20 protein-coding genes and 1 tRNA gene are annotated in these 23,502 nt (G+C 58.8%); 12 read left to right on the top strand and 9 right to left on the bottom strand.

The features are described 5' to 3' along the window. Nucleotides 1–31 precede the first annotated feature (31 nt). Nucleotides 32–811, top strand: a complete 780-nt coding sequence (gene hisF / locus L1A08_RS22075; protein WP_238758759.1) for an imidazole glycerol phosphate synthase subunit HisF — start codon at nucleotides 32–34, stop codon at nucleotides 809–811. Between the two features lie 292 nt (nucleotides 812–1,103). Here the strand turns inward: hisF and xerC are convergent, their stop codons facing one another. From xerC to L1A08_RS22090, 3 genes are all read right to left on the bottom strand, one after another. Further along, nucleotides 1,104–2,009: a tyrosine recombinase XerC gene (gene xerC, locus L1A08_RS22080; RefSeq protein WP_238758760.1), complete on the bottom strand. Its 906-nt coding sequence runs from the start codon at nucleotides 2,007–2,009 to the stop codon at nucleotides 1,104–1,106. Between the two features lie 14 nt (nucleotides 2,010–2,023). Beyond that, entirely contained in the window at nucleotides 2,024–2,260 is a 237-nt protein-coding gene (locus L1A08_RS22085; protein WP_238758761.1) for a hypothetical protein, read from the bottom strand. Between the two features lie 305 nt (nucleotides 2,261–2,565). Next, nucleotides 2,566–3,621, bottom strand: coding sequence for a hypothetical protein (locus L1A08_RS22090; protein WP_238758762.1), 1,056 nt, complete (start codon nucleotides 3,619–3,621; stop codon nucleotides 2,566–2,568). 147 nt (nucleotides 3,622–3,768) lie between these two features. Here L1A08_RS22090 and L1A08_RS22095 point away from each other — a divergent pair, with 147 nt between their 5' ends. Then, complete coding sequence (locus L1A08_RS22095) at nucleotides 3,769–4,260, top strand: GNAT family N-acetyltransferase (protein ID WP_238758763.1); 492 nt, start codon at nucleotides 3,769–3,771, stop codon at nucleotides 4,258–4,260. Here L1A08_RS22095 and recG read toward each other — a convergent pair. The 3 genes from recG to L1A08_RS22110 all read right to left on the bottom strand — a co-directional run bounded on the left by recG (nucleotide 4,257) and on the right by L1A08_RS22110 (nucleotide 7,653). Further along, nucleotides 4,257–6,362 (bottom strand): ATP-dependent DNA helicase RecG, encoded by a 2,106-nt coding sequence (gene recG / locus L1A08_RS22100; RefSeq protein ID WP_238758764.1) that lies wholly within the window; start codon nucleotides 6,360–6,362, stop codon nucleotides 4,257–4,259. The two genes, L1A08_RS22095 and recG, sit on opposite strands and share 4 nt — an antisense overlap. Nucleotides 6,363–6,509: 147 nt before the next feature. After that, nucleotides 6,510–7,235, bottom strand: coding sequence for an OmpA/MotB family protein (locus L1A08_RS22105; protein ID WP_238758765.1), 726 nt, complete (start codon nucleotides 7,233–7,235; stop codon nucleotides 6,510–6,512). Further along, nucleotides 7,228–7,653, bottom strand: a complete 426-nt coding sequence (locus L1A08_RS22110; RefSeq protein ID WP_238758766.1) for a hypothetical protein — start codon at nucleotides 7,651–7,653, stop codon at nucleotides 7,228–7,230. Before L1A08_RS22110 ends, L1A08_RS22105 begins: the two co-directional genes overlap by 8 nt. 52 nt (nucleotides 7,654–7,705) lie before the next feature. On the opposite strand from L1A08_RS22110, the gene L1A08_RS22115 reads away from it, so the two are divergent. Both L1A08_RS22115 and L1A08_RS22120 read left to right on the top strand, forming a co-directional pair. After that, on the top strand, nucleotides 7,706–8,635 hold the full coding sequence (locus L1A08_RS22115; RefSeq protein WP_238758767.1) for a hypothetical protein: 930 nt from the start codon (nucleotides 7,706–7,708) through the stop codon (nucleotides 8,633–8,635). Between the two features lie 162 nt (nucleotides 8,636–8,797). Continuing rightward, nucleotides 8,798–10,375, top strand: a complete 1,578-nt coding sequence (locus tag L1A08_RS22120; protein WP_238758768.1) for an alkaline phosphatase D family protein — start codon at nucleotides 8,798–8,800, stop codon at nucleotides 10,373–10,375. A 14-nt stretch (nucleotides 10,376–10,389) separates the two neighbouring features. On the opposite strand, the gene L1A08_RS22125 is transcribed toward L1A08_RS22120, so the two are convergent. Continuing rightward, entirely contained in the window at nucleotides 10,390–11,025 is a 636-nt protein-coding gene (locus tag L1A08_RS22125) for a DUF2062 domain-containing protein (RefSeq protein WP_238758769.1), read from the bottom strand. 530 nt (nucleotides 11,026–11,555) lie between these two features. Between L1A08_RS22125 and L1A08_RS22130 the strand changes: the two genes are divergently transcribed. Continuing rightward, a tRNA-Lys gene (locus L1A08_RS22130) sits at nucleotides 11,556–11,628 on the top strand. A 112-nt stretch (nucleotides 11,629–11,740) separates the two neighbouring features. On the opposite strand, the gene L1A08_RS22135 is transcribed toward L1A08_RS22130, so the two are convergent. Together L1A08_RS22135 and L1A08_RS22140 are read right to left on the bottom strand one after the other, a co-directional pair. After that, complete coding sequence (locus tag L1A08_RS22135) at nucleotides 11,741–13,267, bottom strand: HTTM domain-containing protein (protein WP_238758770.1); 1,527 nt, start codon at nucleotides 13,265–13,267, stop codon at nucleotides 11,741–11,743. Between the two features lie 104 nt (nucleotides 13,268–13,371). After that, the gene (locus L1A08_RS22140) at nucleotides 13,372–14,037 is read right to left on the bottom strand and encodes a hypothetical protein (protein WP_238758771.1); all 666 of its coding nucleotides are present in this window, start codon (nucleotides 14,035–14,037) and stop codon (nucleotides 13,372–13,374) included. A 627-nt stretch (nucleotides 14,038–14,664) separates the two neighbouring features. Here L1A08_RS22140 and L1A08_RS22145 point away from each other — a divergent pair. From L1A08_RS22145 to L1A08_RS22175, 7 genes are all read left to right on the top strand, one after another. Further along, nucleotides 14,665–16,074 (top strand): FMN-binding protein, encoded by a 1,410-nt coding sequence (locus L1A08_RS22145; protein WP_238758772.1) that lies wholly within the window; start codon nucleotides 14,665–14,667, stop codon nucleotides 16,072–16,074. Between the two features lie 274 nt (nucleotides 16,075–16,348). Beyond that, the gene (locus L1A08_RS22150) at nucleotides 16,349–17,017 is read left to right on the top strand and encodes a GDSL-type esterase/lipase family protein (RefSeq protein ID WP_238758773.1); all 669 of its coding nucleotides are present in this window, start codon (nucleotides 16,349–16,351) and stop codon (nucleotides 17,015–17,017) included. Nucleotides 17,018–17,040: 23 nt separating this feature from the next. Then, the gene (locus tag L1A08_RS22155; RefSeq protein ID WP_238758774.1) at nucleotides 17,041–17,310 is read left to right on the top strand and encodes a ribosomal protein L7/L12; all 270 of its coding nucleotides are present in this window, start codon (nucleotides 17,041–17,043) and stop codon (nucleotides 17,308–17,310) included. Nucleotides 17,311–17,687: 377 nt separating this feature from the next. Next, nucleotides 17,688–18,926, top strand: coding sequence for a hypothetical protein (locus tag L1A08_RS22160; protein ID WP_238758775.1), 1,239 nt, complete (start codon nucleotides 17,688–17,690; stop codon nucleotides 18,924–18,926). Between the two features lie 124 nt (nucleotides 18,927–19,050). Then, on the top strand, nucleotides 19,051–20,574 hold the full coding sequence (locus L1A08_RS22165) for a Gfo/Idh/MocA family protein (protein WP_238758776.1): 1,524 nt from the start codon (nucleotides 19,051–19,053) through the stop codon (nucleotides 20,572–20,574). 359 nt (nucleotides 20,575–20,933) lie between these two features. Next, entirely contained in the window at nucleotides 20,934–22,229 is a 1,296-nt protein-coding gene (locus L1A08_RS22170; RefSeq protein WP_238758777.1) for an MFS transporter, read from the top strand. 5 nt (nucleotides 22,230–22,234) lie between these two features. Beyond that, nucleotides 22,235–23,263 carry a pseudouridine synthase gene (locus L1A08_RS22175; protein ID WP_238758778.1) on the top strand — a complete coding sequence of 343 codons (1,029 nt, stop codon included), beginning with the start codon at nucleotides 22,235–22,237 and terminating at the stop codon, nucleotides 23,261–23,263. Nucleotides 23,264–23,502: the final 239 nt, after the last annotated feature.

Consider the following 23,502-nt stretch of genomic DNA (forward strand, 5'->3'; position numbering starts at 1 on the left):
GGCACCCCCGGATTCACTATGGAACATTGCCATGCTGGCCAAACGCATCATTCCCTGCCTCGACGTTCACGCTGGTCGCGTCGTCAAAGGGGTCAACTTCCTGAACCTTCGCGACGCCGGTGATCCGGTGGAGATTGCTTCGCGGTATGAAGCCGAGGGAGCCGATGAACTCGTTTTTCTCGACATCACCGCCAGTCACGAAGAGCGCGATATCATTCTCGATATCGTGCAGCGGACGGCAGATGTCATCTTCATGCCGCTGACGGTCGGCGGGGGAATTCGCACGCTCGAAGATATTCGCACGCTGCTGAAATCGGGGTGCGACAAGGTTTCGATCAACTCGGCTGCCGTGAAAGATCCCGAGTTCGTGCGTCAGGCGGCTCTGCGATTCGGCAGCCAGTGCATTGTCGTGAACATCGACCCCAAGCGCATCATGAAAGACGGCGAAGAATTCTGGGACGTGCACATCAACGGCGGCCGCAAGCCGACCGGACTCGAAGCGGTCGAATGGGCGCGACGTGTTGAAGAACTCGGAGCAGGCGAGATCGTCCTGACATCAATGGACGCCGACGGCACCAAAGATGGCTTCGATATCGAGATCACCTCCGCCGTCGCCGAAGCGGTCAGCATTCCGGTCGTTGCCAGCGGAGGCTGCGGCTCGCCCGAGCACATGCGGGAAGTTCTCACCGAGGGCAAAGCCGATGCGGCTCTGGCCGCGAGCATCTTCCACTACGGCGAATACACGATCGCCGAAGCGAAGGATTATCTCGCCGAACACGGGGTCGTCGTCCGACAGCCGGCTCAACAGTAATCAATTCCGATAAGACTTTTTCACCACAGAGGCACGGAGGACACAGAGAGTCCACTGCGGTGACTCGCGTTTGACTAAGAATTGGTCTTCGGGGCTCTGTGGTTGAAATGAGTCCTGTAACTCCGGCACAGCTCGCGATCCCACTTTCCGAGCCGTAGACGTATTTGGCCCAGCGGCATGCTTGCCCTGCTTCGCGATGCAAGCATGGCACCCCGGCCCGTTCCTTCTGAGCCTGTCGACGTAGCTCGTTCACATTCGTAGCGGTGGCATCCTGCAACCGCTACCGGGCCGATCACGCGGGCTTTTTGGCGTGAGGGTGAGACTGTTCGTAGGTGTCGCGGAGGCGGGCGACGCTGACGTGGGTGTAGATCTGGGTGGTTGTCAGACTCTTGTGGCCGAGCAGTTCCTGGACACTGCGGAGGTCGGCTCCGCCGTCGAGCAGGTGTGTGGCGAAGCTGTGTCGCATCGTGTGGGGCGTCGTTTTGTCGGAGAGTCCCGCCAGAGCGATGTACTTTTCCAGGGCCCGCCCGATGCTGCGGGTGGTGATCCGCTGGCCGAAGCGATTCAGAAAGATCGCTTTCTCGTCGTCGGCTTTTGACTTCGGCGTCAGTTCACGAACCTCGATCCAGCGAAGCAGCGCCTTCTCGGCGAAACTGCCGACCGGGGCGATGCGTTCCTTCTTGCCCTTACCGCGGACCCGCAGAATACTGGCGTCGCGATCCCAGTCTTCGAGGTTGAGCGCGACGAGTTCGGCCACACGCAGGCCAGCCGTGTAGAGCGTTTCGAGAATCGCGCGGTCGCGAATGCCCAGTTGCGTATTGGCCGGCGGAGCTTCAAGAAGAGCCGTGACTTCCCGCGTGGTCAGATAGTGGGGCAGCTTACGACCGACGCGGGGCGTTCGCAGAGCTTTGGCCGGGTTGGCTGATGTGAGACCTTCCCGGCAACAGTACCGAAACAGACTGCGAAGGCATGCCAGCCGACGGGCGATCGTCGTTCGCTGGTAGCCGCAGTCGTGCAGGTAAGTCAAATAGCCACGCAGAAACGCAATATCAACTCCGTCCGGTCGCGGCACCTCTCCCTGATCGTGGCAGTAATCGAGGAACGAGGCAAAGTCTTCCGCATAGGCTTTGCGGGTCAGCTCAGAAGCATTGCGTTCGACATGCAGATAGCGCAGAAATCCGTCGAAAGCCGCTTCCAAGGTTCACGTTCCGTTCAAGCCGATTTGCGGTAATGATTGTGGTCATCGCAACTCGTTTTGGCGGCGCCGCGTCGCAGTGCGCGAACCCGCTGACTCATGACTGCTGCGTCGTACCACGAGAAGTTCAAGTCCGGATCAGCCGCGTATCGACCGAGTGTCTGCAGCAATTCGTCGACACTGACTTCGTCGTAGAGGAAGATGTATCGCTGGTCCTCTTTCACTAGCGCCAGCACGTTAATCTCTTCCCCCATGGCCGCGACTCCCTTCGCATTGCACCGACTGCCGTTTCTGTCCCTAGCCATTATCGACCTCACATGTTCTTCTCTGCAGAGCAATTGGCCGAACCGTCACAGTCAGAGTTTCCCGTTGTCTGATTCGAAAATTGCTGATTTTGATTGGATTTCCGCTCATGAAATCCGTGGGAATGCGCCTCGAATTCCCAGAATGCAAGAACCGCGCCAGAGAGACTGACGCCGCGAAACATCGCTTACGGTCATTCCACAAGTGCTGCAGGACGGGCACATTACGGCGAGATGCGAGTTGCGTTCCACATCGCTCACTCGTATCGGCGCGTCGCCAGGACGTACCGCTTGCGCGATTCGCCGCCATGTAACTGGAGCATCTCAAGAATCATCCGATGCATGCAGAAGCGAATAAAATCTTCGCTGCGATGCAGATGTCCCGTCCAGCCGCCGCTGCGCTGGTCCCCGCTCAACTCCAGATAGTTGCGCAGACTGGCCGTAAAATCCGAGTCCGCCCCGTCGAACACGCGTGTGTAAGACATGTACGGCAGAGGCTCGTAGGCCTGTGGCTCGGCGTAAATCTGCATGTCGTTGAGCATTTGCGGCGTTATCTGTCCCGCCGTCAGCTCCGTGGCGTTCTCTTCCGGCTGACCGGCAGGAGAAGCCATCCCGATCTGCACAGGCACCGAGAGTCGCGGATTCTTCTCGTAATTCAGCTGCAGGGCGTCGGCCAGAGCCTTATCCCATTCGGTCTGCAGCGGATCAATATCCTTCGTCGCTCCGTTTGGCTCGGCGTTCTGAGCACGAATCAGGAACGGATCCTTGCACGATTCCACAGCCGCGGTCGAGGGCCAGACATCGACGCAGCGATTCCACCACGATTTCCCGGCGGCTTCTTCGCGAGCGGACTTCATTTTTCGCCGGAGCTCCGGATCGATCGCGACGCCGGGCTGGAAGTCGGGCATTCCCGGCGTATACCAGGAAACCTGCAGTCCGAGCCGAGGGGGATAGTAGGGCGTAAATTCGGTGATCGCTCCGAAGCAGATGCCGTCGGCATCGAGAACCTCGGTAAGCCGCAGCATGTCGGCCGGAGAGTCCAGATTCAGCTGATGTTCGACGATCGCGGTTTCGACCACGCCGACAGGAATGACCTGAAAGCCGGGGATCTTCTGCAGTTCCGTATAGTAGGCCTCAGCAAAGCGACGGCCGTCGACATCGCGTTCCGGAGAAAGATTCACGAAGGGTGCGACAGCGATGCGGGAGAGATTGGGGACGGGATTCGAGACCCCAACTTCGACAATCGCACAGCCGGTCATGCAGCACGCCAGGCCGCACAGGAGTGCAGCCGCAGTGATCCAGATTCGTTGCATGACTTCTTTCCCCGTTTTTGCTCCGTCGTCCAATCGTTATCATCGGTCAAACCGGAAGAATGACTTTAATCGGAAAAGTCGACCTGTCTTAACACGAGTGAGTCACACCCCGAAACAGGCTCGCGAATTTCTGAAACGACCGCTGCCATGCCCGCCGAAATCCGCCCCGCCCGTCCTGAAGATGCCGAGAGTATTCTGAGCCTCATCCAGGAGCTCGCCGACTACGAGAAGCTTTCGCAAGAGGTCGTCGCCACCCCGGAACTGATTCGAGAAACCCTGTTCGGACCTCGGCCGGTCGCTGAGTGCCTGCTGGCGGAGCTGGATGGCCAGGCGGTCGGATTCGCGTTGTTCTTCTACAATTACTCAACGTTCCTCGGTCGCCCCGGGATCTATCTGGAAGACCTGTATGTCCAGCCCGTCCATCGGAAGCGGGGCATCGGAAAGGCGCTGTTCAAGCGCGTTGCGGGCGTGGCGGTCGAGCGGAATTGCGGACGGATGGAATGGTCCGTCCTCGACTGGAACGAACCTTCGATCGACTTCTACAAATCGATGGGAGCCGTCCCGATGAGCGAATGGACCGTCTATCGCCTCACGGGTGAGACACTGAAATCTGCGGCGGGACCGGTTGAACTCGACTAACCGGTTCGAGTCAGTCCCAGCTGAACACCGAAGCGGTCGATGACTCGTAACTTCAGGGGTGCGAAGTCCGGCTCATCAATGGTTCCCGACTCGACCATTCGAGTTGCCGCTCCGCTGGTCTCGGTCAGAATCTGCTCGTCGCGCGCGAAATCGGTCAGGCGGAATGGCTGGTTGCCATGTTGTTCGGTGCCGAGTACGTTTCCAGGTCCGCGGAGTTCGAAGTCGGCTTCGGCGATCTCAAAGCCATTCGCCGATCGTTCGACCGCTCGCAGGCGTTCCAGAGAGTCTTCGTTGTCGGACTTCGAGAACAGGAAGCAATATCCCCGGAAAGCTCCGCGGCCGATCCGTCCCCGCAGCTGGTGCAGCTGAGACAGGCCAAACTGCTGAGCATCGAAGATCACCATCAGCGAGGCGTTCGGCACGTCGACACCCACTTCGACGACTGTGGTGGCGACCAGCACATCGAGCTCGCGCTCCCGGAAGTTCGCCATGATCTCCTGCTGCTCGCCTCGGTCCATCTGTCCGTGCATCAGCCCAACGCGGAAGTCCCGCAACTCGCCCGACTGCAACACCTCGTGGATCTGTAATGCTCCGGCAGGAGCGTCGGCTTCGGGGGAATCGATATACGGGCAGACGACATACACCTGTCGGCCTTCGCGGATTTTTTCCGCGACAAACTGCCAGGCTTTTTTCGCCACCTTGGGATTGAGCACCAGTGAGGTGACCACCGGCTGGCGGCCGGGGGGCAATTCTGAAATCACCGACAGATCGAGATCGCCGTATTGTGTCAGACAGAGACTGCGGGGAATAGGAGTCGCGGTCATCACGAGTACATGAGGCACCATCTCGGCTGCTCGAAACTGCCCCCGTTGAATGACGCCGAACTTGTGCTGCTCGTCGATCACCGCCAGTCCGAGCTGGTGATATCGCACGTCATTCTGAATCACCGCCTGCGTTCCGAAGATCAGCTGCATCTCCCCGGAGGCGATCTGTGCCAGTCGCTCCCTTCGCACCGAGGCAGTGAGATTTCCGGTGAGCAGACAGCGCTTCACCCGACTGTGCAGCAACGCTTCGTTGATCGTCTGCCAATGCTGCTGGATCAGCAGTTCCGTCGGCGCCATGAGGACCGCCTGGTACCCCGCCGCGATTGTGGCGAGCATGGCGTAAATGGCAATGACTGTTTTCCCGGCTCCGACATCGGCCTGAAGAAGACGGTGCATCGGCTGTTCGTGTGCGATATCGGCGATGATATCGGCAATGGCTTCCTCCTGACCTGACGTCAGCTCGAATGGAAACAGACGCCGAATCCGGGCATCGATTCGGGGCGTCAGCGAAACTCGGGGCGACTTCTCCCGGGTCCGGCGGATGCGACGTCGCAACGCCATCCCGACCTGAAAGTCAAGTTGCTCATCGAAAACGAGACGTCTCCGGGCCGCCTGAAAGGATTCCACCGAGTCGGGGCGATGCAACTGCCAGAGCGCCTGCTCCAGGCCGGGCAGGGAATACTTATCGCGAAATCGTTGCGGCAGATGATCGGCAACTTTTCCCTGAACGAGTTCCAGAGCCGAATGAATGTAGCGACGCAGCGTCTCGAGCGTGATTCCTTCGGTCAGTCGGTATTTGGTGAGAACTTCCCCTTTGGCCTGCTCATCATCTTCGTCGAGCCACTGCAGTCGCGGATGACTGATCTCCCAGCGGTTGTCGCGGAACTTCGGCTTTCCCGACCAGAGGACGAACCGGTCCTCCTGCAGTTGCCGCAACATCCACGGCTGATTGAACCAGACGCCGCGAACGAGCCCGTCTTCTGTCCGCAGCAGCGCTCCGGTCATGATGCGGCCGCGGGAAATCGACTTCGAATCGGAATCGATGATTCGACCACGCAGTGTATGGATTCGATCCTCTGTCAGATCGTTAACCTGCGACAGATGCGACAGGTCGAGGACATCGCGCGGCACGAGCCAGAGCAGATCTTGAACGGTCCGCACGCCGAGATTGGCCAGCAGTCCCGCCCGATACGGTCCCACGCCGGGCAGAAACTGGACCTCCATTTCAAAGGGCGACTCGACGTCGGCCTGACTGTGATTGGAATCCGATTCAGACATGTCCGCATTGGATCAAACCCTGTTCCGGGAAACCAGTCTGACGTCCAGCGCCGTTCGCTCAACCGCATGTTCGCGCAGGAGCGACGATGCGCCCGACAACGCGGGGCGTTTGAGAAAACGAATCGACTACGAACCGGCTCGCAATGATCAGCGGTAGTCTTCTTCGTGCCCTACATATTCGGAAGCGAAGGCATTCAGGATCGCCACTTCGACCCGATCTTCCGACAGCGTCAGGTTCTGCTCGGCACTGCTTTCCGGTGTGTGAAAATAGACTGCGATCCGCATGTGGTCCCGCTGGATTTTCATGTCGAGCAGTCGATTTCGGACCAGTTCGGCTCGAGCGAAGGCCAGTTCCATTCGCTCGTCGGGAGACTGCAGCTCGCCCGCCACGACAGCGGAGGTGAAACTGCGAATCTCCAGCTTCTGCGGCTTCCCGGCCACTTCGCGGGCAATGGACCTCAATTCAGATTCCATCTCGGCGGTCAGTTGTGTGTCGCCGGGAGAGAAGATGATCGCCTGTCCGGCCAGATGACTGTCGCCGTCCTTGAGTCGCATCACACGGATATCGCGGCCACGCGGGCCTTTCTGTCGAACTCCGCCCGTCCCCTTCTCGGTATCGGCCTGAGAGCCGAGCTTCATTTCCTCCAGCGATTCGACCAGCGAGTTCATCGGGAACTGTTTTCCCGGAGGAGCAGGGGGGCCGCCGGCGTAGCCGAGATGCTGTCGGGCGGCCTCGAGAATGGCGCGGTATTTCTTGTCGGCTTTCACTTCGCTGAGCGAAACAAGCATGATGAAGAAGGTGAGCAGCAGCGACATCATGTCGCCGTAAGTCACGACCCATTCCGGGACGCCTGGTGGTCCGTCATCATCCATTACGGTTCTCTCTGTCAACCGCCAGAAACTGGGCAAGCTGAACAAGCCGACCGATCTGCAGATCGCGGGCATTCTTATGGGGCAATCGCCGCTCTTCCCTGAACGACGCTGCTTCTTGATATCGACCGGAGAAACGAGGGAGCTGAATCCTGAAATGAATCGTCCCCGAAACCACCTGTTTTCCGCCGCTTATCCTCCGTGGACCGCGAAATCGGAAAAACCGGAAAAGTTTCTCAAGTCCCCCCAAAGCGATGCCGATGAAAGAGAACGGTGCAGTCCATTTGCGCTCCCTCCTCACTTCACCGGGCAATGCGGCATCCCTGCCGTACGGGCCGGCCCCTCCTCCTGACTCCAGTCTTCTGTGTGAGATCATGAAAAATCCCATCTGCTCCGTGATCTGTCGATCGACGTTAGCCATTCTGATTCTTGGGTTGAGCGGCTGCTGTCTCGGTCCCTTTCAGGGGACCTGCATGACGTTCGAGCCGTGCACTTACGACATCTGCTGGCCGATCGTCTGCACGCCCTGTGATCCCTGTCTCGATGCCTGTTGCGATCCCTGTTGGGATCAGTGCAACTACGCGAGGCCCCAGCGGATCATTCCGCAGCGGCGGAACATCATGACCAGGGCCACCTGGTGCCCCGACGACTACATGGCGCCTCCACGATTCCACGGTCGCCGCCACGCTCGCTGCTGTGTCGACCATTTCTGTGCACCGTCGTGCGAAGCGCCCGCCTGTGTCGCTCCTGTATGCGTCGCTCCCGCCTGCGTCGCGCCAGTCTGTGCCGCTCCGGTTTGTGCGGCTCCCGTTTGTGCCGCTCCCGCCTGCGAAGCACCAATGTGCGTCGCCCCGGCCTGTGCCGTGCCTCAATGTGTTGCTCCGACCTGCGTGGTTCCAGACTGCGTGGCACCGGCTTGTGTCGCCCCAGCCTGCGTCGCACCGGTTTGTGCGGTTCCAGCCGCTTGTGCGATTCCCGAATACCCCGTGTCGAGCCACTACTCAGCCCGGTCGAAGCGAGCCTACTACGAACAGGATCTTCCGCCCATCGACGACATTCCCGATGGCTCCCACCGTCAGTTCCCCGTCGAAGAAGAAGCCCCGATCGAACTGCCGGATCCGGACACTCATCAGCAATCAAAGCCGAAATCCAAACCAGAGTCCAAAAAGTACAACGACTCTCCGGTGAAAGAGGGAGCAGAGAAAGTCGAGCCGAAAGAGCCGGCTGTAAAGAAGAAGGACGTGCCGGAGAGCTTCCCGCAGGAAGCCCCGAAGCCAATGCCCAAGTCGGACAAGAATGACGACAAAGCTCCGACCTTCGATCCTCCATTCGAAATGCCGGAGAAAAAGGAAGGGGAGACGGCTCTGGGACCGCCGCTCGTGCCTCCCGTTCGCTTTGAGTAATCTGTGCGAGCGTTGAATTCAAACGGCCTGCCGGAACCTGCTTCCGCCAGGCCGTTTTCGTTTGCGCTGATGGTTGCAGTCCAGGAACGCATCAGCCTATCTTAATGGAACCTGCTTCCCGCACCCGCACAATCCCGCAACCGATCCCGCCAGGAGACTCCGATGTCGATTCACCCCGCCAGTACCAGCCGTCGCTATGGCGTCGATCGTCGTGAGTTTCTGCGTTACATCGCCGCCGTCTCGGCCATTCCGACAATGGCGCTGCGGGCGGACGATCAGATCGACCGCCATCCGACGTTCAAGTCGAACCCATTCACGCTCGGCGTCGCATCCGGGGACCCCGACAGTGACGGCGTCGTGCTCTGGACAAGACTTGTGCCCGAGCCATTCAATAACGACGTTCTCTCATCGACCCCGATCGAAACAAAATGGGAAGTGGCCGAGGACGAAGGCTTCAAGTCGATTGTTCAGACCGGAACGGCACTCGCCACCCCTCAACTCGGGTACTCGGTGCATGTCGAAGTTGAGGGCCTGAAACCGCATCGCTGGTATTTCTACCGCTTTCATGCCGGCAACGAGACCAGCCCGATCGGCCGCACGCGAACGACTCCCGAACCGGAAACGATGCCCGACCGGCTGCGGTTTGTCTTCACCTCCTGCCAGCACTATGAGACCGGTTACTTCAACAGCTACCCGCATATGCAGCAGGAAGATCTCGACCTGATCGTGCATCTCGGAGATTACATCTATGAGTACGCGGGAATCGACAACCGCGTCCGCAAACATCACGGCGGCGAGATCAACAGTCTCAATGATTACCGAAATCGCTATACGCAGTATCGGCTCGATCAGGACCTGCAGGAAACGCATCGCCTGTTCCCCTGGCTGGTCACCTGGGACGATCATGAATTCGACAACAACTGCGCCGGCATCGTCTCGGAAGAAGATGGCGTCTCGCCCGAAGAGTTCCTGTTACGCCGGCTGAATGCCTATCAGGCGTACTACGAATTCATGCCGCTGCGACGAAGTTCGTTCCCGCAGGGGCCCGACATGAAACTCTACCGGAGTTGTCCGTACGGCCGGCTCGCGAATTTTCAGGTGCTCGATACCCGGCAGTATCGAACCGACCAGCCCAACGGTGACCATCAGAAGCCACTCACCGGGAAGGTCTTCGATCCTCAAACGACCATGCTCGGGCGGGACCAGGAAAAGTGGCTGATGTCGAACCTGCTGCAATCGACGGCGACGTGGAACGTTCTCGCTCAGCAGGTGATGATGGCACCGCTCAATCGCGGCACCCCCGAAGAAGCCCGCTACAGCATGGATCAGTGGCCCGGTTATGAATACAGCCGTCGCAAGCTGCTCAACTTCATGCACAGCCGCAACATCCCCAACCCGATCGTGCTGACCGGCGACATTCACACCAACTGGGTGAACGATTTGAAACTTGATGCACAGTCGTCGAAGTCGCCGCTCGTCGGGACCGAGTTTGTCGGCACGTCCATGAACTCAGGCGGCAATGGCGGCAACCCGATCGCCGAGTTCGAACGAGCGGTGGCGCAGAATGACTTTGTCCACTGGCACAACACCAACCGCGGCTACGTCTCCTGCGAAGTCACGCCGGAAAAGTGGACATCGAACTTTCGCATCACTCCGGTCGTCGACATGCACGGGTCTCCCGTCGAAACCGCAGCGTCGTTCGTCGTGGAACAGGGACAACCTGGAGCGAAAAAGGCATAAGCGGAGCAGCAAGACTACAGGTGGTAGTCGTCGGAAGAGAACGACTGCACCCCCCGCATTCCCTGACGCCGGCGGCGGCGGATGTGAATCAGGCGATGCTTCCGTTTCAGCACGTGCACCAGCCATTTGATGATCGGGTAACTCGCCACGGCGCTGACGATGCCTACGACGAGGGATCCGATTATCAGGGGCCAGCCAAACTCCCAGGTGAGTCGAACCAGCGATTGCCACCAGTCGGCCCAGCCGTCGTACTTCAGAGCCTCTTTCAAATCCTGGCGAGTCACCGTGCCGGCGACAAAGAACGTTCCGACCCAGTAGTTGAACCAGTAAATGGGAAGGGTCGTGACCGGATTGGAGATGTAAACCGCGATCAGGCCGGCAACGCGGTTGAATTGAAACAGCGGCTTGAAGATCGCGGCCAGTGCCAGAACGATCACCATCTGAATCCCGACCGTGGGCGTCATTGCGACGAAGACGCCGATCGCCGTTCCGAGTGCGATCGAATGGGGCGTATCATTGAGCGTGACGATTCGTCTCAACCACAATTGCGGCGAGACATACCACCACCACCTCCATCTGGCGGACTGGAGGAGATGGCTGCGATCGATCGATTCCGGGGAATCTCGATGAGCCGGAGTTTCGGTCTGCATCACGCACGTCATTACTGAAGGGGTACGGGAGCGTTCTGTCCCGGTTCTCGCTCAGGTTCCTGGGGAATGGGTGGCTGTTCTTCGGTTGGTAATTCGTTCATCGGCTGATTCAGCAGCGGTTCTGTCTGCCCTTCAGGAACTGGGCCAGGATCTGAGGAAATTTCCGCATCTCGGGCGTTCTGGGGGACTTCCGCCGGTTCTCGTTCGCCCGAGCAACCCACGATGATGACGAGGAGCAGGAGGGAGGTAAGCCACGGGGCGAGTCGTCGTTCCATCATTGTCAGCCTGTCTTCGTCTGGAGTTGCAGATCAGATCCGTTGGCGAATTATAGCCTACAATCACCCCAAGTTCACCCAGCCGGGGTGCAATTAACGATTCCGGGGAACCTGCGCGGACAAGGGCGTGTCAGACCGCGGTGGAAGCAGCGGAATCCGTGGGGTCCGACATTCTTACTTGTTCTTCGGATCGATTCTGCTATCGTATCGCTGGCTCAGGCACCTGCAGCCGGATGGGTGAGGGTGCCGACACACGAAGGCGTAGCTCAGTTGGTAGAGCAACGGACTTTTAATCCGTAGGTCCAGGGTTCAAGTCCCTGCGCCTTCACTTTCAGGACGTTTCCCGAATTCGGGGAACGTCCTTTTTGCTGCGCGGTTCAACAATCGCACCGCGAGCCCCTGCCTGCTTTCCCCGAAAGAGAGCGACGACGTCTGCGGCCTTAACGGGCGGCGACCGAGGTGTCTTCGTCGTTCTTCACGGTAATCGTGCGGCGGGCGATTTCGACGTTGTTACAGTTCAGCACGAACTGATACTCGCCAGCCGCCAGATCCGTCGGCAGATGGTAGCCGAATGTGTAGCGGAAGTTCTCGCGGGTCAGAGCTCCCTCAATCTGCTGCATCACGCCGCCGCGGCTGTTGTGCAGGTCGCACTTCAGGTAGAGATCGTCGAAGGGGGGAATCATATTCGCCTGGACCATCAGGAAGTCACCGGCTTCGAATGTGGTTCCAAATTCCGTCACACGACCGCCGATCATCCAATTGCCGATGTCGAGGGACAGCAGCTTGTCCTCCTCGCGAATCTGGTCATGGGTCCGCAGCATCGTCATGGCCTGTTCATGGGAGAGGGGCTGCAGCTGATAACGCCCCTCGGCTCGCCGGGTGCCAAAGCGATCGGCTGAGTGCTCGAAATAAAGACCAGCCGCGATCACCGCCAGGCAAACTGGAACCAGTCCGCGGGTTCCAAGTCGCAGACAGCCCTCACCAATGGCCACCGTGGCTCGATGCGGAATCCGCAACAGAGTCTGCAGAGCAGGATATCGCCGTGAAAGTCCGGCCCCAAAGGCCCGCAGGTTCTGGATGTCATTCGGCGTGGTGAAGGCGAGGTAAATGCTGATGCAGACCAGCGGAAAGATGAACAGTCCGAGCAGCAGCGTCGTCATCCCATGAAACATCGCTCCGAGGAGGAGCATCGGAATTCGCATCCGCTTCTGCCAGACCGCGAAGAGGAAGGCGATTTCCCAGATAATAGTGACGTATCCGCCGGGGATCAGCAGAGCCGGATAGGCCGAAAACAGCTCCCCGACCGGGTTGTAATGATTCACATTGGAGAGCAGCCAGAACCGCAGCTGATCGCCCGTGAAGAAAGTCGACGTCTGCAACTTGGTGATGGCGGCTCCGAAGTAGACGAAACCAATAAAGATCTGAACCAGCCGTTGCGGCCACATCTCAACGGCTCGTCCCGTTCCGAGGAGTCGGAGGGGAGCTTTCACGCCTTGCCGCTTCAGTTCGAGCCACCGATCAACGGACCAGACGGCTCCACACTGAGAAATCGCCAGCAGCATGAATCCATGAGAGGCAATGACCGAATACTTCGTGATTGTGCTCAGTGAGTCCTGCAGCGTGAAATAGGTAAAGAGGATGAACACACTGGTCGCGGCCAGACGGGTTTTCCAACCGACGATGAGCAACACCATGGCCAGCAGCATAAACGTGTAGCAGGTCACTGCGACCGGGCCGGACATCAGCGGCAGAAAGTTGAAAAAACCGAAGTTGTCGGCCAGAGGAGCCGCCGCTCCATCCGCCGAAAACAGTTCCCGGACTCGCGTCCAGCGGCTGCCCATCACAAACAGCATCACCGCGGTCAGCGAGATCCGCATCAGGGCCATTCCATAGGGAACCTGCCGGGCGAAGAAGAACTCATTGAACGCCTGGGTCCAGCTGGTGGTCTGCACGGTATCGGTGGCCATGATCATCCTTGACTATATGGAGCAGGACGACGCCTGCGACGGGTGATGTTCAATTTCCGGATGTGTGCGGCATCCCGGGGAAGAATCTCTCTGAGGTCGCGGAATCAGTTTGTCGTCTGAAACGAGACCGGCTGAATGGTATTGCTGCCGGCGGCTGACATCGGCGCGGCCTGCTGCGGCGGAAGCAATTTCGGCTCAGTCACCGCGAACACGGTTCGCGAGTTCTTCCGCAGCTGGGCCAGTCGTGAGTTCGTATTCAGTTGATGAGCACGAATCGAGGCGTGCCAGGAGAGTCTGGCGTTGAGCACTTCGCAATCGGAGTTGTATGTCACGCGAGTGTGATAGTAGGAATGCTTTTCCTTCGGCTCCTCAAACCGCCACAGGTAGTCCGGGATGTTGTACCGCTTCGACCAGTTCTCTTCGATCAGATAGATCTGCTGAATCGGCTCGTGCTCGGTATTGCGGAGGATATTTCGGGCGATGGAGCCGCCGTGCATCGCGAAGCTGTCGTAGTCGATCCGCTGGGCGGGCCCGTAAGGCTGATAATCTCCCCACGGAACCGGCGTGAGCGAGTAATACTGTCCGCTGGCCCCCTGGGCGATCAAATGATTGCGGGTCTCGTAGCCGGACCAGCCACAGAACATATCCCAGACGACGTAATACATCGCCGGATGAGCGACATTCCCCACCTGCAGCGTGTGGGAAGCGATCCCGCCCACCAGTGCGCCGAGGTAAAGAACAATCGTAGATATCGCAATCGCCCGTTTCATGTCGGCCCTCCCTGGCCATCTCAGATCGGTCGGATCAATCGCGGCAAAGTCTGCGAGAATCGGGGTTTTCGGTCAAGATCAGATCCGCCGCGACCGACAGCTGCGGGATTCCCACGGTCGTAGCGGCGGCATCCCTGCCGCCGAATGCGCACGACTGACACCGGTCGAAGGGAAACGGCCAGTTTTCATCGGAGCTGACCGAGTCCAGGCACGACTGAATTGACCGCGTCCCGGCAGCGGCAAGGATGTCGCCGCTACGTTTTGACCACCCGTTTCATTGACCAACTGTCCCGAAACCGCTTGTTTTTACGGAAATTCGGACGGAACACATCTGGATCAGGAGGATTCAGCGAAGTTCGGCGGCGCGATACTTGACGACCCGTGGCCCGGTTGTGACACTGCATCCTGCTCCCTGTCTTTCGCAGCGATGTGGCGGGGATGAGAAGCTACCTCTGAGTGCGGTGGGACCGTGCTAACCGGGTCAGATCTTAACCGAAGCAGCCCTACGCTTCGTGTTTCCAGGTGCACGAGGAGGTAGCTTCCCGTTCCCGCCAGCCGTGTCTGGCCACAGGGCCAGCGAGATGCCCCAGACTGTGAAAGTCGCCCCCTCGCCCCGACTCCGCGACTATGACCGAGGATTCGCTCACTCCTCTCGATACCACGCCGGTGCGAAAGAAATCTCGGTCGACCGGCCGCTGGCGCCCGTCGCTTCTGCAAGGCTACCGTATCGCCGTTCTTGTCTGCATCGTGCTGTTGATGCGACAACACGCCGTGAGTCAACGCATCCAGGGGAATCGCCCGATCGAACTGGAAGAAGTGCGGACAATCCTGCCCGAAGCCCGATCGCTGGCGATCGATGACAGCTCACGAGCCGGCCTGCTCGTCTTCAATGAAGCAGGGGAGGACGTCGGCTATGCACTGCGAACGACGCCGCAATCTGAAGACATCATCGGCTACGCCGGCCCGACCGATGTGCTGATCGTGATGGGAGCCCCGACGACCGAGCCGAATCCCAAGTCGCTCACTCTACCGTACGATTCCCCAGAGCCTCCACCACTTGAAGAACCGACCCGCAAAGTACTCGGGATCGGGGTTCGTCACAGCTGGGACACAAAGCGACATATCAAATGGGTCGTGGAAGATGCCTACTTCATGAACTTCTGGAAGGGCCGGGACTGGGACAACTTGACGACAGTCGACCTCTACGATGAGTATATGGAGGGCGTCTCCGGGGCGACGCTGTCCAGCATGGGTATCGCCAAGTCGATCCAGCACCGCTTCCGCTGGTCAGAGAATCAAACGAAGTCGGCTCCTGAGATTCGTGTCTCCGCCACCGATATTGGCCTCTGGATCGCGCTGGCGATTGGGCTTCTCGTCACATTTCGTTCCGGCTGGAAAGGGAACACGAAAGTCTGGCTGGGCCTGAAGATCGCCGCGATTGTATATGTCGGATTCCTGAATGGCTCGCTGCTGGCATTGAGTCTATTTGCCGGCTATGCCGCCCAGGGTGTGGCCTGGCAGATGGCCCCCGGGCTGGTCACGCTGGTGGCGATCGCCTTTCTGACCCCGGCGACAACCCGCCGGCAACCCTACTGCAGCCAGATCTGCCCGCACGGAGCTGCTCAACAGTTGTTGAGTCGCTACGTACCCTGGAAGATCCGTGTTTCTCAACCGGTAGCCGAAGGACTGAAATGGATTCCCTGGCTGTTGATTGGCGTGGGAATCTCCTTTTATGTTCTCGAATTCCCGCTCGACCTGGCTTATCTGGAGCCGTTCGATGCCTACCTTTTCCGACAGTCGGCCTGGGTTCCGATCATCATCGCTGTCGGCAGCCTGGTCGTTTCGGCCTTTATTCCGATGGCCTATTGCAAGTACGGCTGCCCGACCGGACGGCTGCTTGAGTTCGTCCGCCACCACAGCCGAGCCGACCACATCGGCCGCAACGAAATTGCCGCTGGCCTCCTGTTGCTGATCACATGGCTGTCGGTTTACTACTACGACGCCGTCCAACTCTGGCTCGTCCAACAACTGCTGTAGACTCCACTCCAGCGCCCTCCTGGCGGCAGCATCCTGCCGCTGAATGCGGGTGACTGGCAGAGAGAGGTCGGAAACGCTCGCTGACGCCCCTCTTTTTGCTGCTGTGCTATCAATGAGCAAGTCGCGTTGCATGCCATAGCCACGTCCCTTCGGCCGCCGGATGCCGCCGCTACGAATTCATTCGATGCGATCTCGGGCGTGCGAGTTGCGAAATCTGCGTAATCCCTGCAACATGTAGACAACTTCGCTTCTGTTCACCTTAAGGGATCCGACTATGAATCGCCGTTCGCTCTTCTGCCTCATCGCATTCTCGCTGCTTGCCCTTCCTGCCTTCGCCGCCGATGAGCCCTCGAACGAAAATCGGTTTGAGTCATCAATCCAGGCGTTCGAAAAGGCGGACACTGAACACCAGCCGGGGCCAGGAGGAATCGTGTTCGTCGGGTCCTCTTCGATTCGGATGTGGGACACCGAGAAATGGTTTCCCGAGCAAAACGTCATCAACCGCGGCTTCGGCGGCTCGCAGACCAGCGATGTGCTGCACTTTTTCGACCGCGTTATCAAGAAGTACGAGCCCAGGACGATCGTCTTCTATTGCGGCGACAATGACATCGCTCATGGCAAGACTACGAAAGAGGTCATCGCCGATTTCCGCACGTTGATGAAGAACATCCGCCAGACTGTCCCCGGGGCCACGGTGTATTACCTGCCGATCAAGCCGAGTCTGAAACGCTGGGACATGTGGGACGATATGAATTCGGTCAACCTGAAGGTCCAGAAGATGGCCGAACGACACGACGATCTGGTGTATGTCGACACCGCTACCGTGCTACTCAACGAGCAGGGCGAGCCCCGCGACGATGTCTTCGCGAAAGACGGCCTCCATCTGAACGAGACCGGTTACGAACTTTGGACTGATGTGGTGAAGAAGGCGATCAACGAGTAGTCCATCCCAGGAGAACGCGACGAATGTCAGAAGATCTCACCCCGGCAGACCGTCAGAGAATCGTCGATGCCCTCTACACGGGGCAGAAACTGCAGGCGATCAAGCATTACCGCGAAGCCACCGGCGTCGGACTCAAAGAGTCGAAAGACTTCATCGATGGTCTGGAACAGACGCTTCGCAAGGAACATCCAGAGCGAATGCAATCCACCACCTCGGGTTGCTCTTCGACAGCTTCACTGTTGATGATCGTCGTTCTGGCGATCATTGCCGGTGCCTGGGCAATGAGTGCCTGAAGGACGGTCGGAAATCCTCGATTTTGGAGCGTATTTTCCGGTCCGCTGGAAAAACTGGGAGATCTGGTGTACCCTCGCCGACGATCAGGCAAATGCATGGTTATTTGTTTGATTGTCCCTCCCTGCACAGATATAGTGGCAGTAGGTCGCACTGCAGCGAGTGTCTCCCGGCACCGTCGACCGTATCTTCTTACGAACGTACATTTGCGCGCAGTGACGCCGTTGATTTGGTCCCCCGCTGATGATGAACCTCGGGCGTGTCCAGCGACGGATTCCGGCTTCGCTGCGCGGGATACGCTTTTTCGTTCAACGGCTGGACGCCGATCCGCGTAATTCTTGTCGGGCAGCCTCCCCGAACGGCTGCAAAGGAACTGATTGTGTCTGATTACGATATCCGAAAGATCAGCGTTGTCGCGATTGTGGCGCTGGTTGTCGTGCGCCTGGCTATTGGCTGGCAACTGCTCTACGAAGGACTCTGGAAGTTCGACACCCAGAAGACGGCCTCTCCGTGGACGGCCGAGCCGTATCTGAAGGCTGCTCAGGGGCCGTTTCGCGGCTATTTCCGCAGTCTGACGGGCGATCCGAACGACCTGCGGGATCTCGACTACGCCACCGTTTCCAACCGGTGGACGACGTGGGCCGAGAGTTTCAAGAACCACTACAACCTCTCCGACAGCCAGAAACGCCGGCTCGACGAGATGGTTTCGGGTGCCAAAGACTACCGGGTTGAACTGGCTCAGTTGCCTCCCGGAGTCGCACTCGAAGGCAGCCTCGGGCGGATTCTGACGTTCGATCCGGAACAGAAGCGACTCATTCTCGATGGCGAACTGCACATGACGCCTCGGGAAAAGCAGGCGTTGCTCGCTCAGGTGAACTTCACCGAGGGCGTCGATTCCGTGGAGGACATTCAGGATCCGGTCGTCAAGGAATTCGTGACCCAGGTCCAGCGACTCTACGAGCGTCAGTCGCGGTTGTCCTATAAAGAACAGGCTCTGGCGAGTCTCAAGGGCGATCCGGAACTGGCCGGTATTGTCGATAAGAACCAGGCCGGCACGATCGATGGCGAACGACTCGGCAAGCTCGATATCTACAAGAATCGCCTGAATCGGTACGAGCAGAAGCTCGCCAACGCGAAGACTGATTTCGAATTCGATCATCTCGAATATGACTGGAAAGAAATCCAGCAGATGCGAGCCGAACTGGTCAGTCCGATCCGCCAGCTCGAATCGGATATGAAATGGCAGGCCGAACGGCTGCTTTCTACTGAACAACTCGCTCGCGGCCCGATTCCGAGTGAATCGTCTCAGCAGCGAAACATCGATCGTCAGACCATGTGGGCTCTGACAATCATCGGAGCCATGCTGATGGCCGGGTTCCTGACGCGACTGGCCGCACTGGCCGGAGCATTCCTGCTTATGCAGTTCTACCTGGCCATGCCCCCGTTCCCTGGCTATCCGGAGCCTCCGGGAACGGAACACGCCGTCATTGTGAATAAAGTTTTCATTGAAGTCCTTATTCTGGCTGCATTTGTGTTTCTCCCTTCCGGTCGCTGGTTCGGAATTGACGCCGTTTTCTCCGGCCTGTTTCAGAAGAAACCTGCGGACGACCATTCCTGACGACTCCGGCCGCTTCGGCGGTCGCCCGTCAGATCCAAATTCCATTTGTTGATTCAGAGGCTTTTCCCACGCTGTCGAGATGCTGAAGCGAGGGACCTCCCTTTTTGCGTAAGAGGTCGAAGAGATGTACTTCACACCCGAAGAGAAAGTCATCGGCACGGATAACTTCCACACGGCTGTCGGATCGACGCGTCGTGATTTCCTGATCGGCTCAGTTGCAGCCGGGACCGCAGCGGGTGCCACCTATTTCGGCTACTCGAAGCTCGACGGAAATCCGGTCAAAGTCGGATTCATCGGCACCGGTGACGAAGGCAGCATTCTGCTGAACGAGCATCCGCCGGAATACATGGACATTGTCGCCATCGCCGACCTGCGTCCCACGAACCGCAAGCGGGCTTTCGACGGAGACGGCAACGACGTGCGGCAGGGGCTTGTCAAGAAGCTCGGTCCGAACTGCAAGAAGACGATCAAGGTCTACAACGACCATAAGGCTCTGCTGCAGGATCCGGACATTGAAGCCGTGGTCATCGCCGTGCCGCTCAACCAGCACGCACCGGTTGCGATCGACGCCCTCAACGCCGGCAAGCATGTTCTCTGCGAAAAGCTGATGGCTCACAACATCGCGCAGTGCAAGGACATGATCAAGGCGGCCGAGGACAACAAGAAGCTCCTGGCAGTCGGTCACCAGCGTCACTACAGCGTGATGTACGCCAACGCCAACTACATCGTACAGCAGGGGCTGCTGGGCGATATCAAGTTCATCCGCGCTCAGTGGCACCGGAACAACAGCTTCCCGGGCCGCGACAGCTGGCAGAACAAGATCAACCCGGTCGACCGGGCCGAGCTCGAGGGTCGCGTCAGCGAATTCGGCTACGACGACATGGAGCATCTGGTCAACTGGCGTCTGTACAACAAGACCGGCGGCGGCCTGATGGCGGAACTCGGTTCCCACCAGCTCGATGCCTGCTCGATCTTCCTCGGCAAAGTGCATCCGATCGCGGTCCAGGGCTACGGCGGACGTAACTTCTACGGCGTCAAGGGTGTTGGTTCGCTCGACAAGCAGCAGGATGAGCGGGAAATCGACGATCATGTCTACGTGACCTTCGAATTCCCCGGCCCCAACTACAAGGAAGATCAGAACGACAAGGTCATCGTGACCTACTCGTCGATCAACACGAACCGTTTCGAGCCATATGGCGAGTCGGTCTTCGGCAGCCGGGGCACGATGTACATCAATATGGAGCAGGAAGCCCTGCTGTTCAAAGAAGCTTCGCCGACAACCGGCGGCGGGGGAACCGAACAGCGTCTGTACGTGTTGAACGGCAACGACGGCCAGCCGGTGCTCGACGCCAGCGAATCGCTCGCTCCGTCGGCGAATGCCGCCGTGGCCGCCGCCGCAACGCAGAAAGTCAGCCGCGGTTACACCGAGGAAATGGAACACTTCTGCTACTGCATTCGCAACAACATCTTCGCTCCACCGAGCGAAGGAGGCCTGAAGTGCAACGGTACGGTTGCCATGGCCGACGCCATTATGGCCCTCACGGCCAACCTGGCGATGAAGTACCAGAAGCGGATCGTCTTCAAAGACGAGTGGTTCGACCCCACGAATCCGGCCACACCGGAAAAAGATCCAGAAATTATCGGCTGATCGACTTGCTTATTTAGTCTGTCAGTTGACAATGAATGACTGCAGAGCCGCACGCGCGAATCTCGCCGTGCGGCTTTCTGTGGATTCGGACCCGGCATCTCCCCAGGATCGCCAGACGAACCCGGATCCGATTGAATACCGGTCAAACAAACGCACGTCCGGGAACTCGTAGAGTTTCCTGCTTCGATGGACCCGGGGGTCCCGATCGATCCAGCCGGAGTCACGCAACCGGGAGGGTTGCGCGTCCGCATCGCTTTCAGAACTCATGCAGTCCCTGAGCACTGCGGATTTCGTTCATCGCGGCTGCGAGCAGCGCTCCCGACTGCGCCCACAGATCAACTCACCTTTCGCGGAACGTCATGGCGTCTCAAAAATTTGCACAGCTGATTATCTTCGCCATCGTGGCGATCGACCTGCTCGGGTTCGCCATCGTGCTCCCGCTGCTGCCACGTTACGGCGACTATTATCAGGCCGATGAACTCACGCTCGGCATGCTCATGGCCTGTTTTTCAGCCATGCAGTTCCTGTTCGCGCCGTTGTGGGGTCGCCTGTCGGACCGCATTGGCCGTCGTCCGGTGCTGCTTGTCGGCCTGGTCGGCTCGACGTTCTTCTATGGCGTGTTCGGCTGGATTTCGACATTTGATGCCAACGAGATGTTCCTCGGACTGGCCCCGCTGACATGGCTGTTTCTTTCGCGAATCGGAGCCGGAATTTCCGGAGCCACGATTTCGACCGCTCAGGCATTCATCTCCGACAGCACCTCGAAAGCCGATCGCGGCAAGGGAATGGCGTTGATTGGAGCCGCGTTCGGGGTCGGATTCACCTTTGGCCCGCTGATTGGCGCGATGTTCGTGAGCAGCGATCCTGCGGCGGCTCCCAGTCCGTATCCCGGTTTTGTCGCCTCGGCGATCTCTGGCATGGCACTGGTGATCGCCATTTTTAAGCTGCCGGAATCGCTGCACGAGGGTTCCCGGCCAGCCGGAGCGCACTGGCTCAATCTGAACGATCTGCGGATCGCGATCGCCCGCCCGACGATTCTGCTGCTGTTATCGACGATTTTCGTGGCGACGTTCGCGTTCGCCCAGTTTGAAACGACGCTCCCGTTCATGACCAAACTGATCGGCCTCAGCGATCGCCAGAACTTCTATGTTTTCGCTTACATCGGACTGCTGCTGACCCTGTTCCAGGGGGGCCTGATTCGCCGACTGATTCCGCGTCTCGGAGAACATCTGACCGGAATTCTCGGCTCGGTCTGTCTGGCCGTTGGTCTGCTGCTGATTGGCTGGGTCGCCAACGGCGGCTCATTCACGCTGCTCATGGCGGTTCTGCCAGTCAGCGTGCTCGGTTTTGCCGCGGTGACACCGTCTCTGCAGGCGATGCTCTCGCTGGGAGCCGCCGACAACGAACAGGGCGGCGTTCTCGGGATGGGCCAGAGTATGTCGGCACTGGCCAGAATCTGCGGACCGATCGCCGGCTATGCGATGCTCGGTTCGGGGATGCCGCTGATGCCGTATCTGTCAGGGGCGGTGCTGATGCTCGTCGTCGCCGTGCTGATTTCTTTCGTCCGCAAGTCCTTTGACCACAGCGCCGATCACTCGCTCACAACTCCCGCTCCCGAGCCCGAAGCGGCCGTCGCGGGTTCTGCTCAGGAATAATTGTCATGCGTAAAGCCACATCCTCCCGTTCAAAGCGGACCTCCGTCCCGAATCGCCGTCCGTCCAAAGGCCCGGCTCAGCCGCCCGTGGAAGCTCAGGATGAGTTCCGGCTGCAGAAGTTCCTGGCCTCGGCTGGCCTGGGATCACGCCGCCAGTGTGAAGACATCATTCGCAGTGGCCGCGTCACGATCGATGGCGAACCGGTCAATAACCCGGGCGTGAACGTCGATCCCCACAAGCAGACGATCGAATACGACGGGGAACGGCTCAAGCCACAGCCGATGAAGTATTTCGTCCTGAACAAGCCGCGTGGCGTTTTGTGCACCAACCACGATCCCGCCGGCCGACTCCGGGTGGTCGACCTGTTTGAGAAGGAACGGGTCCGTCTGTTTCCCGTGGGACGGCTCGATGAAGACAGCGAAGGCCTGCTCATTGTGACCAACGATGGCGACTTCGCGCATCAGCTGGCGCATCCTCGATACCGCATCTACCGCACGTATCGCGTGCAGGTGGTCGGGAATCCGACGCCCGACCGCATTCAGCAGCTCAAGGACGGGATGTTTTTCCGCGAAGGAAAATTCAAATTCCTGAATGTCCGACGAGCGGGCAAGCAGGGGAAGTCGACGTTTCTCGAGGTGACGCTCGGCGAAGGGCACAACCGCGAAGTTCGACGTCTGTTCGCCCGCATCGGGCACAAAGTGATGTCGCTGCAGCGGGTCGCGTTCGGTCCGATCAAGCTCGGTAAGCTCAAGGTGGGGGACTATCGGCCGCTTTCAAATGGGGAACTTGACGAATTACGGGAAATTTTGACCAGAAACCGGAATACGCCGAAGGATTCGACGCGGAAGCCGCGTCCTACTTCAGGCTCGGGGAAGGGCGCTGGAAAAGGTCCGGCCCGAGCCGGGTCCAAGTCCCGCGGACCTGAAGGGTCGGAGAAGGACTCCGGCTCTCCAAAGAAGCGGATTCGGCGTCCCGGGAAGTCGCCAGCGACGAAATCGGTGGCGAAAAAAAAGCGGACGTACGTTTTTGATTAAAGAACGTCGAACCTGACGAATCTAACGACTCTAGGAAATTTACTGCTTGACGGGACGTTTAAGCATGTGAGAATGCGTCAGATTCTGTCTCCACAGCTGTGCAGAGGGTGTATACGTGCAGATGGCTGCCCGTCGATACGGATCCCGAAACCGCACGCCGCTTCGTGAAGCAGGTTCCTTGTGAGGATTTGAAACCAACTTATTGACACACCTGTACCCCCCGGATAGGTTCAGTTGCG

The organism is Rubinisphaera margarita (assembly GCF_022267515.1).
GTDB lineage: Bacteria > Planctomycetota > Planctomycetia > Planctomycetales > Planctomycetaceae > Rubinisphaera > Rubinisphaera margarita.